The organism is Streptomyces sp. NPDC085927, from assembly GCF_044540975.1.
Classification (GTDB): domain Bacteria; phylum Actinomycetota; class Actinomycetes; order Streptomycetales; family Streptomycetaceae; genus Streptomyces; species Streptomyces hirsutus.
Map to the genome: position 1 here is coordinate 527175 of NZ_JBITSN010000003.1, position 15570 is coordinate 542744.

11 protein-coding genes and 1 tRNA gene are annotated in these 15570 nt (G+C 71.8%); 6 read left to right on the forward strand and 6 right to left on the reverse strand.

Annotation, left to right across the window (positions count from 1 at the left end):
- Positions 1–384: 384 nt before the first annotated feature.
- The gene (locus tag ACIF80_RS11450; protein WP_399802384.1) at positions 385–1683 is read left to right on the forward strand and encodes a class I SAM-dependent methyltransferase; all 1299 of its coding nucleotides are present in this window, start codon (positions 385–387) and stop codon (positions 1681–1683) included.
- A 165-nt stretch (positions 1684–1848) separates the two neighbouring features.
- On the opposite strand, the gene ACIF80_RS11455 is transcribed toward ACIF80_RS11450, so the two are convergent.
- A complete protein-coding gene (locus ACIF80_RS11455; RefSeq protein ID WP_399802387.1) occupies positions 1849–4377 on the reverse strand; it encodes an ABC transporter permease in 2529 nt (842 codons plus the stop codon).
- A gap of 120 nt (positions 4378–4497) precedes the next feature.
- The gene (locus ACIF80_RS11460) at positions 4498–5268 is read right to left on the reverse strand and encodes an ABC transporter ATP-binding protein (RefSeq protein ID WP_399802389.1); all 771 of its coding nucleotides are present in this window, start codon (positions 5266–5268) and stop codon (positions 4498–4500) included.
- A gap of 457 nt (positions 5269–5725) precedes the next feature.
- On the opposite strand from ACIF80_RS11460, the gene ACIF80_RS11465 reads away from it, so the two are divergent.
- A tRNA-Leu gene (locus tag ACIF80_RS11465) sits at positions 5726–5810 on the forward strand.
- A gap of 438 nt (positions 5811–6248) precedes the next feature.
- Here the strand turns inward: ACIF80_RS11465 and ddaH are convergent.
- The 4 genes from ddaH to ACIF80_RS11485 form a co-directional block, all read right to left on the reverse strand.
- Entirely contained in the window at positions 6249–7106 is an 858-nt protein-coding gene (ddaH, locus tag ACIF80_RS11470; RefSeq protein WP_399802655.1) for a dimethylargininase, read from the reverse strand.
- A gap of 177 nt (positions 7107–7283) precedes the next feature.
- Positions 7284–8624, reverse strand: a complete 1341-nt coding sequence (locus tag ACIF80_RS11475; protein WP_399802392.1) for an MFS transporter — start codon at positions 8622–8624, stop codon at positions 7284–7286.
- A 76-nt stretch (positions 8625–8700) separates the two neighbouring features.
- A complete protein-coding gene (locus ACIF80_RS11480) occupies positions 8701–10086 on the reverse strand; it encodes an FAD-binding oxidoreductase (protein ID WP_399802395.1) in 1386 nt (461 codons plus the stop codon).
- Position 10087: 1 nt separating this feature from the next.
- A complete protein-coding gene (locus ACIF80_RS11485; protein WP_399802397.1) occupies positions 10088–10429 on the reverse strand; it encodes a hypothetical protein in 342 nt (113 codons plus the stop codon).
- Positions 10430–10605: 176 nt separating this feature from the next.
- Between ACIF80_RS11485 and ACIF80_RS11490 the strand changes: the two genes are divergently transcribed.
- The 4 genes from ACIF80_RS11490 (at position 10606) to ACIF80_RS11505 (ending at position 15382) form a co-directional block, all read left to right on the forward strand.
- Positions 10606–11883: an acetyl-CoA carboxylase biotin carboxylase subunit family protein gene (locus ACIF80_RS11490; protein ID WP_399802399.1), complete on the forward strand. Its 1278-nt coding sequence runs from the start codon at positions 10606–10608 to the stop codon at positions 11881–11883.
- A 191-nt stretch (positions 11884–12074) separates the two neighbouring features.
- Positions 12075–13373, forward strand: a complete 1299-nt coding sequence (locus ACIF80_RS11495) for a SidA/IucD/PvdA family monooxygenase (protein ID WP_399802402.1) — start codon at positions 12075–12077, stop codon at positions 13371–13373.
- 31 nt (positions 13374–13404) lie between these two features.
- Positions 13405–13773, forward strand: a complete 369-nt coding sequence (locus ACIF80_RS11500; protein ID WP_399802405.1) for a cupin domain-containing protein — start codon at positions 13405–13407, stop codon at positions 13771–13773.
- A 4-nt stretch (positions 13774–13777) separates the two neighbouring features.
- Positions 13778–15382, forward strand: a complete 1605-nt coding sequence (locus ACIF80_RS11505; protein WP_399802408.1) for a class I tRNA ligase family protein — start codon at positions 13778–13780, stop codon at positions 15380–15382.
- The last annotated feature ends 188 nt before the right edge of the window (positions 15383–15570 follow it).

Genomic DNA, 15570 nt, shown 5'->3' on the forward strand with positions numbered 1-15570 from the left:
CGATCGACCGCTGGTCGCCCGACCCGCCGGCCCTCCGGGCCCGCGTACGGCCGGGCGACCTCCGGTCCGCCTGATCCGCCGGTCCGTCCGATCGACCGGTCCGTTTGATCCGCCGGCCCGTCCGATCCGCGTCCCATCTGGCGCTCCTGCTCCGAGCGACAGGCTCCGGGTCGTCGGCCAGGCCGTCCTCGGCTCCCGAAAGGGCCGCCCGCCATCCGTGGTGCGGGCGGCCCTTTCGGCGTTTTGCCCACTCATGACGCGCGCCTAGGACTGCCGCGCGCCCCGCAGGTGTTTACGTGGTGACGACACGACATTCCGGGATTTGGCCTTCCCGAGCTCTCGACGTCGCTCGAGCAGGGGACGCCCCTATCGGAGGTGCACACCATGAGAGATGCCGCCTCGCGGCTGAAGGGCCTTGTCGAACAGCTGGTGGGCGCACCGCTCCCGTTGCGCGTCCGCGCCTGGGACGGATCACAGGCCGGTCCGCCGGACGCCCCGATCCTCGTCGTACGCAACCGCCGCGCCGTGCGCCACCTGCTGTGGAAGCCGGGCGAACTCGGCCTCGCCCGCGCCTGGGTGTCCGGCGACCTGGACGTCGAGGGCGACCTGTACACCGTCCTCAAACTCGTCTCCGGTCTCCTCTGGGAGCGCGGCGAGGACACCCCCACCCTCGCCCGGTCCCTGCGCGACCCCGGCGTCCGTGCGGCCGTCCGCGGCCTCGTCGCGCTGGCCGGCCCGCCGCTGCCGCCCGGCCCGCCCCCGGAGGAGATCCGCAGGCCCCACCGCGGCCTCCACACCAAGCGCAGCGACAAACGCGCCATCAGCCACCACTACGACGTCGGCAACGACTTCTACGAGATCGTCCTCGGCCCGTCCATGGTGTACTCCTGCGCCTACTGGCCCGCCCCGTCTCCGCGTGCCACCCTCGAACAGGCCCAGCACGACAAGCTCGAACTCATCTGCCGCAAGCTCGCGCTGACCCCCGGCCAACGGCTGCTGGACGTCGGCTGCGGCTGGGGTTCCATGGCGATCCACGCCGCCCGCGAGCACGGCGTGAGCGTCGTCGGCATCACCCTCTCCCAGGAGCAGGCCGCGTACGCCCGCAAGCGCGTCGCCGACGCAGGGCTCACCGACCGGGTCGAGATCCGCGTACAGGACTACCGTGATGTCACGGACGGCCCCTACGAGGCGATCTCCTCGATCGGCATGGCCGAACACGTCGGCTCCCCGCTCTATCTGGAGTACGCCACCGCTCTGCACCGCCTCCTCAAGCCCGGCGGACGGCTGCTGAACCACCAGATCGCACGCCGCCCGCACCGGGACGAGACGGAGTACGCACTGAACCCGTTCATCGACGCCTACGTCTTCCCCGACGGCGAACTCGCCCCCGTGGGCACCACCGTGTCCCTGCTGGAGCGGGCCGGCTTCGAGGCGCGCGACGTCGAGTCGATCCGCGAACACTACGCCCTCACCCTGCGCCGCTGGGTGGCGAACCTGGAGGCCGGCTGGGACCGGGCCGTCACGCTCACCGGGCCGGGCCGTGCCCGCGTCTGGCGGCTGTACATGGCCGCCTCCGCGCTCGCCTTCGAACGCAACCGCATCGGCGTCAACCAGGTCCTGGCCGTGAAGACCCCCGAATCCGGCGCCTCCGGCCTGCCCCTGCGCGCCCGCGCCTGGAACTGACCGCGGCCCCTGCCCCCTGGCACGACCACGGGCACGACCACGGGCACGGCGGCAGGCACGACGACGGGCCCTGCTCCGGTGACCGACCCCGACCGACTCCGGCCGACGCCAGGAGTCCGGCCGAGTGCGGCCACCGGAACAGGGCCCGCGCCCCGCTCTCCCGTACTACTCCGCCTTGATGGCCTGGAGCATGTTCAGCCGTGCCGCCCGCCGGGCCGGCCACAGGGCCGCGAGCACGCCCACGACGCCGGCCAGCAGCAGGAAGACCGCCATCCGGCCCCAGGGCAGGATCAGTTCGTACGTCGCCATCCTCGAGCCCACCAGCTGCCCGGCCGCCCAGCCGAAGAACACGCCCAGACCGATGCCGAGCACTCCGCCGAACAGGGAGATCACCAGGGACTCCAGGCGGACCATCCGCTTGATGCCCTTGCGGTCCAGGCCGATCGCGCGGAGCATGCCGATCTCCTGGGAGCGCTCGAACACCGACATGGCCAGGGTGTTGATGACGCCGAGCACCGCGACGAGCACGGCCATCGCCAGCAGTCCGTAGACCATGTTCAGCATCAGCGTGAACATGGACGCCAGTTCGTTGGAGATGTCCTTCTTGTCCTGCACCTTGACGGCGGGGTTGGTGCCGAGGGCCTCCACCAGCCGGTCCTTCGCCGCGTCGGAGGCCCCGCCGGAGGTCTTCACCATGACCTGCATGTCGACCGGGTCCCGCTGGTGCGGGGTGAGGGCGGCGGTGTCGAGCAGGATGCCGCTGAACATCTCGTTGCCCTCGTAGACCCCGGCGACCGTCAGCTCCTGCTTCTTGCCGTCCTCGTGGGTGAGGGTGAAGCCCGAACCGACCTTCCAGCCGTACCCCTCGGCCGTCCTGCGGTCGACGACGATCCGCGTGCCGGCCACCTCGAAGGCGCCGTCGCGGACCGGGAAGTCGGTCAGCTCGTCGATCGAGGAACCGTCGACGCCGGTCAGGTACTCCGTCTGCCCGTCGATACGGGCGGCCGCGTTGCGCAGCGGGCTGCTGGCCGTGACGTCCTCGGACTGCTTCAGTGTCCGCGCGACGTCCGGCGACAGCGAGTTGCCGTTCGCCATCGACACCACGTAGTCGGCCTCGATCGCGGAGGCGGCCATCTTGTCGATGGCGTTCTGCAGGCTGCCCGCCACCACCGTCATTCCGGTGATCAGGGTGAGCCCGATCATCAGCGCGGACGCGGTCGCGGCCGTACGGCGCGGGTTGCGCACCGCGTTCTGCCGGGCCAGCTTCCCGGACACCCCGAAGAGGCGCAGCACCGGCGCCGCGGCGGCGATCAGCGGACGGGACAGCAGCGGGGTCAGGATGAACACGCCGATGATCAGCAGCACCGCGCCGAGACCCATGGGGGCCTGGCCGTCCGAGCCGCTCATCGTCGTCGCCGCGAGGACCACCGCGATGCCGGCGCCCGAGAAGAGCCCGCCCAGCGTGTTGCGCAGCACCAGCGACTTGGTGGTCGCCTTGGCGTGCACGGAGCTCATCGCCGCCACCGGCGGGATCTTCGCGGCCCGGCGGCCGGGCAGCCACGCGGCGAGCATGGTGATCAGGATGCCGACCGCGAACGCGGTGGCGACGGTGCCCGGCGTGACCACCAGCGGGCCGGCGGGCACGGTCGCCTCGAACGTCCCCATCAGGGCACGCAGGCCGGCCCCGATGCCGATACCGGTGAGCAGCCCGACCACGGCGGCGACCGCGCCCACCACGAACGCCTCGATCAGCACCGACCGGGTGACCTGCCGGCGGGAGGCGCCGACCGCGCGCATCAGCGCCAGCTCCCGGGTGCGCTGGGCGACCAGCATGGTGAAGGTGTTGGCGATGATGAACGTACCGACGAACAGCGCGATGCCGGCGAACACCAGCAGGCTCTGCTTCAGCCCGCTCATCGAGGAGGCGATCATGCTCGCCTGGTCGTCGGCGAGCTGCGTGCCGGTGGTGGTCTCCACGGCACCCTCGGGCAGCGCCTTGTCCAGCTGCGCCTTCAGCGCGGTCTCGGAGACGCCGTCCTTCGCCTTGACGGCGATCTCGTCGAACGTGCCCTCCTTGCCGAACAGCTTCTGCGCGGTCGCCGTGTCGAACAGCGCGAGGCTGCCGCCGGCCGCGACATTGCCGTCGTCGGTGGTGAAGATGCCGGTGACGACCGGCTCGAGGACGGGGCCGTCGACCGACATCCGCACGGTGTCGCCGACCCGGTAGCCGGTGCGCTTCGCGGTCTCGGCGTCGATGAGGATCTCGTCGGCGCCCTTCGGCGCGTGCCCTTCGGCCAACGGGTAGCGGGGGTCGTCGGTGCCCCAGTAGTTGCCACCCTGCGACTGGAAGCCGTCGCCGATCAGCTTGCCGTCCTGGTCGGCCATCGCGGTGAACCCGGTGACGACGCCGATGGCCTGCGCGGCGCCGGGCACCTCGGCGCTGTCCTCGACCGTGGCCGAGGTCAGCTCCTGGACCTCACCGAGCCGGTCGCCCTCGGCCTGCTTCCATCCGGGGGCGACGGCGACGTCGACGTGGTCGAAGCCCTTGGCGGAGCTCTTCTGCAAGGCGTCGGAGATGGTGTTGGTGAAGACCAGGGTCCCCGACACGAAGGCCACGCCGAGCATCACGGCGAGCACGGTCATCAGGAGCCGGGCCTTGTGCGCGAACACATTGCGCAAGGCGGTACGGAACATGGGTGTCTTCTCGAGTCCAGTCGTACGAGTGGGGGGCGGGGGCGTCAGCAGAAGTGAGGTCGCATCACCGGAAGAGGTGAGGGGCGGTTGTGCGCTGACGGCGGCTCGGCCGGTGACGGCTCAGCTCGTACGGCCCTTGGCGTCGAACTGCTTCATGCGGTCGAGCACCGAGTCGGCCGTCGGCCCGTGCACCTCGTCCACGATCCTGCCGTCCGCGAGGAACACCACCCGGTCCGCGTAGGCCGCGGCGACCGGGTCGTGGGTCACCATGACCACCGTCTGCCCCAGCTCGCGCACGGAGTTGCGCAGGAAGCCGAGGACCTCGGCGCCGGAACGGGAGTCGAGGTTGCCGGTGGGCTCGTCGCCGAAGATGATCTCGGGCCTGGAGGCCAGTGCCCGCGCGACGGCGACCCGCTGCTGCTGACCGCCGGACAGCTGGGACGGCCGGTGGCTCAGCCGGTCGGACAGGCCGATCATCCGGATCACGGTGTCGAGCCACTGCTTGTCCGGCTTGCGCCCCGCGATGTCCATCGGGAGGGTGATGTTCTCCAGGGCCGTCAGGGTCGGCAGCAGGTTGAACGCTTGGAAGATGAAGCCGATCTTGTCCCGGCGCAGCTTGGTGAGCTGCTTGTCCTTGAGGGAGCCCAGCTCGGTGTCACCGATACGCACGGAACCGGCCGAGAACGTGTCGAGGCCGGCCACACAGTGCATCAGCGTGGACTTGCCGGAACCGGAGGGGCCCATGATCGCGGTGAACTCGGCCTGCCGGAAGTCCACGGAGACCTGGTCGAGGGCGACCACCTGGGTCTCGCCCTGGCCGTAGATCTTCGACAGCTCCGTGGCACGTGCGGCCACGGTGGTGGTCCGGTCGGCGATGGGTGCGGTGGTCACGGGATGGGCACTCCTGACGGGACGACGTTTCACGGCAACGGAACGAGATCCATCGTTCCGCCCGCCGGCCGCCGTGTAGTCACCCGCAGCTCCGGTTCCGGGGGGCGACTCAGGGTGGACGCCGGAGACCGCCGTCATACCTGGGGGTGACGGCGGTCTCCGGGGAGGCGAGGGTGCCGGCTCCGAGGAGAAAGCGTTTTCGAGCCGAGCGGGGCCCTCCCGGCGCCGGTTGCCGTGAGAACAGGTGGAGCACCCTTGTTCGGACGGTGAAATTCCGTCATTCCGTACGTGCGGCCGGGTCCCCGCGCGCAAGGCTGGTGGCATGTGCTGATGGCGATTTCCGTGGCCTGATACACCCTCAGGCGCCAATAAAATAAGACAACATCGGCCCACCACCCCGCAGTTCGGGTGAGGGGTCCCGATAGGCTCGGGGGGCCCGACGCGGAGCCCATGGCCTGCCCGGATGGTGGAATGCAGACACGGCGAGCTTAAACCTCGCTGCCCCTGCTGGGGGCGTGCCGGTTCAAGTCCGGCTCCGGGCACCTTTCCTCGAGCTCCTCCGCTCGGGGGCAAGGGGGAGGGCACTGAGGACCGGCTCGGAGGACTCCACCATGCGGCCGAGCCTGCGCCGCCACCCGGACCTGGAACGGCACCCGCTGGACGGGCGCCCCTGCGGTGATCCGGAGCGGATCGCCACCCCCACGGCCCCTACGAGGGCTCCCCGCTGCCCTGAGGGGAGCATCGGCGTCACCTGTGGCTCAGTGCCAACCGGACCGACCGGGCTCCTCGCGTCCTGCGCCAGGCGGCGCTCGCGCAGGGCGCCGGCCCGATGGGTGCGCCCCCGCGGCGCGTGGTGTGCGGTCGCGGAGGCGGTACCGGGGCGGCGCCCGACGAGCAGGCCGGGTTATCGGGCACGGCTGTCCACAAACGCGGGTGCGGGGGACATGAGGGTGCTCTCCCGGAACGGGGAGGGGCGGGGGTCAGCGGTCACGCAGCTCCAGGGTGCAGCACTTGACGCTGCCGCCCGCCTTGAGCAGTTCGGTGAGCTCGACGCCGACCGGTTCGAAGCCGTGGGCGCGCAGCTGGGCCCGCAGGCCCTCGGCGGCGGTCGGCAGCAGGACGTGACGGCCGTCGGAGAAGGCGTTCAGGCCGAAGACGGCGGCGTCCTCGGCGGAGGCGATCACGGCGTTCGGGAACAGCGTGCGCAGCACGGCCCGGCTGCCCGGGGTGAACGCCTCGGGGTAGTACATGATCTCGTCGTCCGAGAGCACCGCGAGCGCGGTGTCGAGGTGGTAGTGCCGGGGGTCGACCAGCGTCAGCGAGGTCACCGGCAGACCGAAGAACTCCTGCGCCTCGGCGTGCGAGCGGATGTCGGTACGGAAGCCGGTGCCCGCCAGGATCCGCCGGCCGACGGTGAGGAAGTCGCCCTCGCCCTCGTTGATGTGCTGCGGCCACAGCACGTCCCGGTAGCCACGCTCCTGGAACCAGCGCAGGTAGGCGGGCCCCTCGGCGGTGCGCTCCGCGTGCCGGAAGCGGGCGCCGAAGACCTTGCCGTCGACGACGGTGGCGCCGTTGGCGGCGAACACCATGTCGGGCAGGTCCTCGACCGGCTTGATCTCCTCGACGCTGTGCCCGAGTTCGATGTAGAGGTCGCGCAGCCGCTCCCACTGGCGCAGCGCGAGCGCGGCGTCGGTGCTGCGGTCGGGATTCATCCACGGGTTGATCGAGTACGTGACGTCGTAGTGCCGCGGCCGGCACATCAGCAGCCGGCGGCGGGTGGCGACCCGGGGGTCCCGGCGAGCGGGCCGCTCGCCGCGGTGGGCCGGATCGGTGGGCATGAGGGTGTCACTGACGGGCACGGGTGCCTCCTTGACGGGTACTCAGGGATGGTGAGTACGGGCGTGACTCGGGGTGATGAGGGGCGCCGGCCCGTCCGGGGGTGGGGGACGGGCCGGGCGGTACCGGAACCGGGCGCAGGAGCCGGGGCCACCGGCCGGGGCCGTACGTGGACGGCGTCAGCCGACGACGGCCGAGTCCTCGCGTGGGCCGGCCCCGGCGGGCGGATCCTGCGGCGCCGCTTCAGCCGCTTCAGCCGCTTCAGCCTCTTCGGTCGGCCCGGCCGGCTCGTCCGAGGGGCGCAGGCCGGCGTAGGCCAGGGCCGCCGCCAGCACGCCGACGATTCCGCAGGCGAGCCAGATCCCGTCGCCGTAGCGGGTCCACATGAGCATGCCGAGAGCCGGTCCGATCGCGGAGCCGAGGCCGAAGACGGCCTGGGAGGCGGCGATGTACCGGCCGCGGACCCTCTGTTCGGCCTTGGCCGGGTGGGCCCACAGGGTCGGACCGCTGACCATCAGGCCGCCGACGCTGACGACGGTGGTGAGCAGGATCAGCGCGGGCACGCTGCCGGGCAGGCCGAAGCCCGCGACGCCGAGGCAGTACACGAACGTGCCCACGGCCGCCGCCGTGCTCGCACGCCACCGGCTCACCCGGGCGGTCACCGCCAGCTCCAGGCTGATCAGCAGCGCCGAGGACAGAGTGAGGACCACGCTGTAGAGGGCCGTGGAGTGGCCCGCGTCCTCCAGGTCGATCGGCAGGACCGAGAAGAACTGGGCGTAGACGAGCGCACTGAGCAGCATCGACGCCAGATAGAAGAGGAAGCGGTGGTCGCGGATCATCGCGCCGTACGCCGACTGCTTCTCCTCCTCGGCCGCGGCGCCCTCGGCGGGGTCCGGCGCGGAGGCCTTCTTCACCGGCCTGGGCAGCAGGACGGCGGCGAGCAGCGCGTAGACGAGGGCGGTCACGCCGTCGAACCAGAACAGCAGGTTCCAGTTGATCTGGATGAGGCCGGCGGCGAGCAGCGGTCCGGCCGCGGCGCCGATGTTCATGGCGATCCGCAGCATGGAGAAGCCCATGACCCGGAACTCGTCCGGCATCAGCTCGCTCAGCAGCGCGGAGGCGGCCGGGCGGTAGGCCTGGGTCATCAGGCCGAGCAGGACGACCAGCCCGAGCAGCACCGGATAGGTGCCGGGCTCGGCCAGCCACGGGATGACGAAGACCAGGACCGAGGAACCGCCCATCGCCGCGATGATGGTGTTGCGGCTGCCGAGCCGCAGGGTCAGCTCGCCGCCCAGGACGGTGCCCGCGACCGCGCCGACGCCGTAGGCGCCGAGCAGGAAGCCGGCCCGGTCGACGCCGTAACCGCGGTGCGTCAGGTACAGCACGAGGAAGGTCTGGACGAAGGCGCCGAGCTGGTTGAGCAGCACGCCCCCGAGGAGGTAGCGGACCGGGCGCGGCGTCGCCCGCAGCGCGTCGAGGACGCCGGGGGAGGCGTCGTCCTTGGATTTGGGCACACTCATTGCGTCACCTTCGTTGGGATGGGGGGACCCGGGTGAGGCCTCTGCGTGGGGAGCCTCGGTGGGGGCCCGCGGGAGTTCAGGAACCGATCGCCTGGTCGAAGGAGAAGACCCCGTCCGGGTCGTACTTCCTCTTCACCTGCGTCAGGCGCTCGTAGTTGGTGCCGTAGTAGGCCTCGCGCCAGCCGGTCAGCTCCGGGTCGACGAAGTTCTGGTAGGCGGAGCCCGTGACGTGCGGGGCCATCGCGGCGTGCAGGCCGTTCAGCCAGTCGAGGTTGGCGTCGATCCGCGCGGGGCCGTCGTCGTCCGTCCACGAGGTGTCCAGGGACACCAGGAACAGGGTGTCGCGGTGGACGAAGGCGGTGGCGTCGGGGGCCACCCGGTTGATGGCGCCGCCCCAGGAGAACAGTCCGGCCCCGCCGCCGTCGGCGTTGTGGCTGCCGGGCCAGCGCTCCACCCAGGACAGCAGGGTCTCGACGCCCCCGGCGGCCAGGGGTTCGCGGATGTAGTTGGAGCGCAGTGCGAACTGGTCGCCGGTGGTCGCGTGGACCATGTGCGCGTTGGCCTCCCAGAACGTCCGCTCGGTCACGTCCCGGGACACCGGCGCGGCCGCGGTCAGCACCGGGTCGAGGATCTCCAGGCACCGGTGCGCGGGCCCGAAGTACTGTCCCTGGAGGGTGACCTCCAGGTTGTCGCGGATCGCGCCGAGGCCGGTGCCGTGCGTCCACACCCCCAGCCGGGCCGCGAAGTCGTCCGGTGCCCGCTGCACCATGCGCTGGCCGGCGTCCAGGACGGCGGCCGCGTCCGCCCACTTCCAGGTGAGGTGGAAGGTCGTGACGTCGGGGACCGGGTGGGCCTGGAAGGTGAGGGAGACGTTGATGCCGAAGTTTCCGCCGCCGCCGCCCTTGCACGCCCAGAACAGGTCCGGGTTCTCCCGCTCGCTCGCCACCACGAGGGAGCCGTCGGCCAGCACCACCGAGGTCTCCACCAGGGCGTCGGCGGTCAGGCCGTAGCGGCGGGCCGCGAACGCCGCGCCCCCGCCGAGCGCGAGCCCGGCCACGCCGACGGTCGGACTGGTGCCGGTCGAGAAGACCATCTCGTACGGCCGCATCGCGTCGTAGACATGGCTGATCTTCGCGCCGCCGCCCGTGACGACCAGCCCGGTGGAGCCGTCGGCGCGGGTCTGCGTGAGACGGCCGAGGTCGATGACCAGGCCCTCGTTGACGGAGTAGCCGGCGAAGCTGTGACCGCCGTTGCGGGCGACGACGGGGACGCCCCGCTCGCGCGCCCACAGCAGGGCCCGCTGGACGTCCGCGGTGTGGGCCGCGGTGACGACGGCGGCCGGAACACGGTCCCGGTAACGGGTGTTGAACAACCGTGAGCCCACCCGGAAGCCGGCGCTGCCCGGGAGGAGGACGCGGCCCTCGACCTCGCGGGCGAGAGCGGAGAAGTCGGCGCCGGACACCTCAGCGCACCTCCTCGATGTACGAGATGCCGCTGCCGGCGTGGGCGCCGTAGCGCTCCCAGCGCTCGTGCAGCCGGATCCGCCCATCGGCCTGGACCTCCGGGGTGTTCACGCTCCGGCCGGAGATCACGCGCCCGTCGTCGAGGACCATGCTGTAGGAGAAGCTGATCACGCCGTCCGTGTCGCGGGTGCCCGCGAGCGAGCCGCGCCGGACGTCGCCGCCGGCGAACTCGGCCCAGACCAGGTCGCCCTGCTGCCGGTAGAGCGCGATGGGCGCGTCGTCGGCCGGGTCCGTGAGGACCTTCCTGAATCGCTTGCCGTCGTAATTGATCACATCAGCCATGCAAGCGGCGGCCGGAGTTGCCCGGAAGGGCCGCGGCCGACGGCCAATCAACCGGACGCGGGCGGGCCTGGGACCGGGTTGATTGGCCTTGCCGGACATGACTTCCGGGCAATGCGCACGCCCCGTGGAATCGGGTCGTCACTCGGCTTCGGTGCGTTTCAGGAGGCGAACAGCGCGTGGGCGACAACGGTGCACACAACGGCGTGGACGGCGAGCCGGGAGCGGACGGCGTGGTCCTGCTCATCGGGTGCGGCATGCGCAGGTACCGCGAGTACCTGCTGGCCGGCGCGGCGGCGACGCATCCCGTCTGGCTGTTCACGGGCGAGGAGCCCGACTGGCAGACCCCCTTCCTCACCGGGCACACCATGGTGGACGTCACCGACCGGGCGGCCGTGCTGGCGGCGGCGGGGGAACTCGCGGGGCGCGTCCCCGTGCGCGGGGTGCTCAGCTGGGACGAGACCCTGATCGTGACGACCGCCCACGTGGCGGAGGCGCTCGGACTGCCCGGTGCGGGCGTGGACGGCGTGGAGGGCTGCCGGGACAAGTTCCGCAGCCGCCGGCTGCTCACCGCGGCAGGTGTCGACCAGCCGCGGTACGCGTGGGTGGACACCGCCGAGGAGGCCCTCGCGGCGGCGGGGACGATCGGCTGCCCCGTCGTTCTGAAGCCGCGCGGGATGGGCGCCAGCATCGGCGTCGTGTTCGCGGCGGACCTCGGTGAGGTCGCCGAGGCGTTCCGCACCGCCGACGAGGCCGGCCGGATCGGCGCGGTGTCCTACCGGGGCGGCGCGCTGGTCGAGGAATACCTCGAAGGGCCCGAGATCAGCATCGACGCGGCCGTGGTCGACGGCGAGTACCACCCGATGTTCGTGGCCCGCAAACAGGTCGGACTCTTCCCGTACTTCGAGGAGACCGGCCACCACGTCGCCGCCGACGACCCGCTGCGCACCGACGGGACGCTGCTGGAGACGGTCCGCGCCGCACACCGCGCCATCGGCTACGGCTACGGCATCACCCACACCGAGGTGAAGCTGACCGCGCGCGGCCCGGTCATCGTCGAGATCAACGGCCGTCTCGGCGGCGACCTCATCCCGCGCCTGGGACAGCTCGCCACCGGCATCGACCCGGCCCGCGCCGCCGTGCGCGCCGCGCTGGGTCTGCGCCCCGACTTCTCCGACACCGTGCACCGCACGGTCGGCATCCGCTTCGGCTACCCGCCCGAGGACTGCGAGGTCGTCTCCGTCACCCCGCCCACGGAGGCCGAGGGGCTGCTGGCCGCCGAGGCACTGGTGGAACCCGGTGCCGAGCTGCGGCTGCCGCCGAACGGCTACATCGCCCGTCACTCGTACGTCGTGGTCACCGGCGCGGACCGGGCGCAGACCGATGCCCGGCTGGACGCGGCGGCGGCCCGGGTCGGTCTCGACCGGCGGCCGCTGTCCGTGCCGGTTCCGATCTGACGGCGGCAGGGACGCCTTCGCCCCGCCTGCCGCCGGCGCGCCTTCGGAGGGTCCGCCCCGCCGCCCTTGTCCGTCCCCGGGAGCTGCCGCTCCCCAAGGAGCCATGCCCCCCCCACGAGCCCTCGCCCGAGCCCCACGAGCCCCCCACGAGCCCCCGCACCGAAGCCCAGTCCCTTTATCTGGAGTACTTCATGGCACACCGCACCGTCGAAATGCTCGCTGTCGGCGCCGGCCCGGCGAACCTCGCCCTCGCGGTCGCGATCGAGGAGCTGGCCCCCGAACTCGCGGGCCGGACCCTCGTCGTCGAGCGCGAGAAGAACGTGATGTGGCAGCGGGGCATGCTGCTGCCCGACGCCCTCAGCCAGGTCTCCTTCCTCAAGGACCTGGTCACGATGCGCAATCCGCGCAGCGGGTTCTCCTTCCTCAGTTTCCTGCAGGCACACGGACGGCTGGACGCGTTCGTCAACCTCGGCAGCTGGGTGCCGTACCGCAGTGAGATATCCGAATACCTCCAGTGGGTCGCGGACTCGCTGGAGGAAGTGAACGTCGAGTACGGCCGGGACGTCACCTCGGTCACCCCCGTGTACGGCGACGGCGGGGAACTCACCGGCTGGCAGGTCGGGCTGGCGGACGGAGACACGATCGGCTGCCGTTACCTGGTGATCGGCGCCGGGCGGGACGCGCATGTGCCGGCCGTGTTCGAGGGGCTGCCCGCCGAGCGGGTCATTCACTCCACCGAGTACCTGCAGCGCATCGGGTCCGTCCCGGCCGACCGGCCGCTGCGGGTCGCCGTCGTCGGCGGGGCGCAGAGCGCGGCCGAGCTGTTCGGCGCGGCGCTGCGGGACCTGCCCGGCTGCCACCCCACGATGATCATGCGCTCGATCGGTCTGAACGGCTACGAGAGCAGCAAGTTCACCAACGAGCTGTTCTACGCGTCGTTCGTCGACGACTTCTACGAGGCCGCCCCGGACGCCCGCCGTCAGCTGCTCGCGGAGATGCACCGCGCGAACTACGGCGGCCTGGCTCCGGCCACCCTCGACAGCCTGTACCGGCAGTTCTACCAGGACCGGCGGGAAGGCACCGGCCGGCTCGGCATGATCACCATGACCGACGTCACCGGCGCCGCGACCGACGGCGACGACATCGTCCTGACCCTCGGCGACCGCCGCACCGGCGCCACCGGCGAGCTGCGCACCGACCTGGTGCTGCTCGGCACCGGCTTCGACGGCGCGATGCCCCGCATGGTCCGCGACCTCGGCACCGGGCTCGGTCTGGACGGGCTCCGGGTCAGCCGCAACTACCGTCTCGAGCTGGGCCGTCCGGCCACCGGGGCCCTCTACCTCCAGGGGGTCAACGAGGCCACCCACGGCATCGCCGACTCCCTGCTCAGCGTCCTCGCCGCCCGTTCGGCGGAGATAACCGAGGACATTCTCGTGCACCGCGCGGAGCACCCTGCCGGGGACCGTGAGCCCGCCCTCGCCACTGCCTGACCGACGCTCGCTCCCAGCAGAAGGACGTCCCGTGCTGATCAAGAACCTCGACCGCGCCGGCCTCACCCATGAGAACGGCCTCGACGCCCAACGCCTGCTTCCCTGGCCCGACCTCAACGCGCCCTTCGAGGGCTCCTGGTGCGTCATCCGCCCCGGTACCGCGTCCACCCCGCACGCCCACCACGAGTACGAGATCTTCATCGCCCTGCGCGGCGAGGCCTTCCTGGAGTCCGGTGGCGAGCGCGTGCCGTTCCACGCCGGCGACATCGTGCACTTCCCGCCCCACCACGAGCACCGCGTCGTCAACGACTCCGACGCCGACTTCGAGATGTACAGCGTCTGGTGGGACGCCGAGATGGCCGAGCGCTTCACGACCCGTCACACGACACGGGAGGCGTAGCACGATGAGCACCGACCAGCGGCGCACGGTCATCATCGGCCCGCCCCCCACCCCCAACGGCGATCTGCACGTCGGCCATCTCGCCGGCCCGTACATGGCGGCCGACGTCCACGCCCGCTACCTGCGGGCCACCGGGCAGCCGGTGCTGTACACGACGGGCACCGACGACAGCCAGACGTACGTCGTCTCCAGCGCGGCCAAGCTGGGCACCGGCCCGGGGGCACTCGCCGAGAAGTCCTGGCACGACATCCGCGAGACGCTCGGCCTGATGGGCATCTCCGTCGACGGCTTCGCCCCCTTCGACGACGGCTACCGCGCCATGACCCTGGACTTCCTGACCCGGCTGCACGAAGCCGGCAGGTTCAGGCTCCGCACGGTGCGGCTGCCCTACGTCGAGGCCACCGGCGAGTTCCTCATGGAGGGTCTGGTCAGCGGAGGCTGCCCGGTCTGCCTGGCGGTCAGCCGGGGCGGACTGTGCGAGAGCTGCGGGCACCCCAACAACTTCGCCGAGCTGACCGACCCGCGCTCCACGACCGACCCGGACGCCGAGGTCACCTACCGCGAGACCGAGATCCTCGTCCTGCCGCTGGAGGAGTACCGCGAGCGGCTCACCGCCTTCCACGAGGCCAAGCAGTCCACCTGGCGGCCGCACATCGTGCAGTTGATGCGTGAGCTGCTGGCCCGCCCGCTGCCGGACTTCCCGATCACGTACCCGACGGACTGGGGCATTCCCGCCCCGTTCCCGGAAACGCCGGGCCAGGTGCTCAACGCCTGGGCGGAGGGCATGCCGGCCTCCATGTACTGCACGGCGGTGGCCCAGCGCGCCCGCGGCGAACAGCCGTCGAGCGACGACGAACTGTGGCTGGCCGGGAACGACATCCGGCTCGTCTACTTCCTCGGCTTCGACAACGCCTACTTCTGGGGCCTGACCCATCTGGCGCTGCTGCTCGCCCACGAGGGCCGGTACGTCGTCCCGGACGCCATCGTCTGCAACGAGTTCTACGAGCTGGAGAACGAGAAGTTCTCCACCAGCAAGGGCCACGTGGTGTGGACCCGCGACCTGGTCCGCGAGGTCCCGCGCGACCTGGTCCGCTTCCACCTCGCCCTCACCGCCCCCGAGCACGCCCGCACCAACTTCTCCCGGGCCGCCCTGGAGAAGATCACCGGCGAGCGTCTGGTCGAGCCGTGGAACCGGCTGGCCGGCCTGCTCGGCAAGGCGGTCGCGGAACTCGGCCTGCAGGGCCGCGACCTGCCGGTGTCCGAGGCGGCGAACGCCCGCCGGGCGGCGATGGCCGAGCGGTTCGAGGCCGGCTACCGCCTGACCGGGTACAGCCTCAGCCGTACGGCCGACCTGATCCCGCTGCACACCGAGCGCCTCCTGGCCCGGGCCGAGGCCCTGCCGGCCGGTCCGGGCCCGGCCACCCGTGAGGCGTCCACCGCCGAGCTCGGCGACCTGTTCGCGGAAGTGCGCACCCTGCTCGCCGCGGCTTCGCCGATCCTCATCGACCTCGCCGAACGGGCCCGCCCGGAGGGGGGTTTCGACGGCACGTTCACCGTGGCGCCGACGGAGCGGACGACCAGGCCGTTCACCGTCCCGACGCTCGGCTGACCACCGGGACGGACCGGGAAACGGGCCTTGCCCGGCCCGTTTCCCGGTCCGTTTCCCGGATCGTGTCCGGCCCGTCCGGCCCGTCCGGCCCGTCCGGCCCGTCCGGCCCGTCCGGCCCGTCCGGCCCGTCCGGCCCGTCCGGCCCGTCCGGCCGTCTCCGGTCCCGGCGGGCGTCCGGCCCGTGCCCT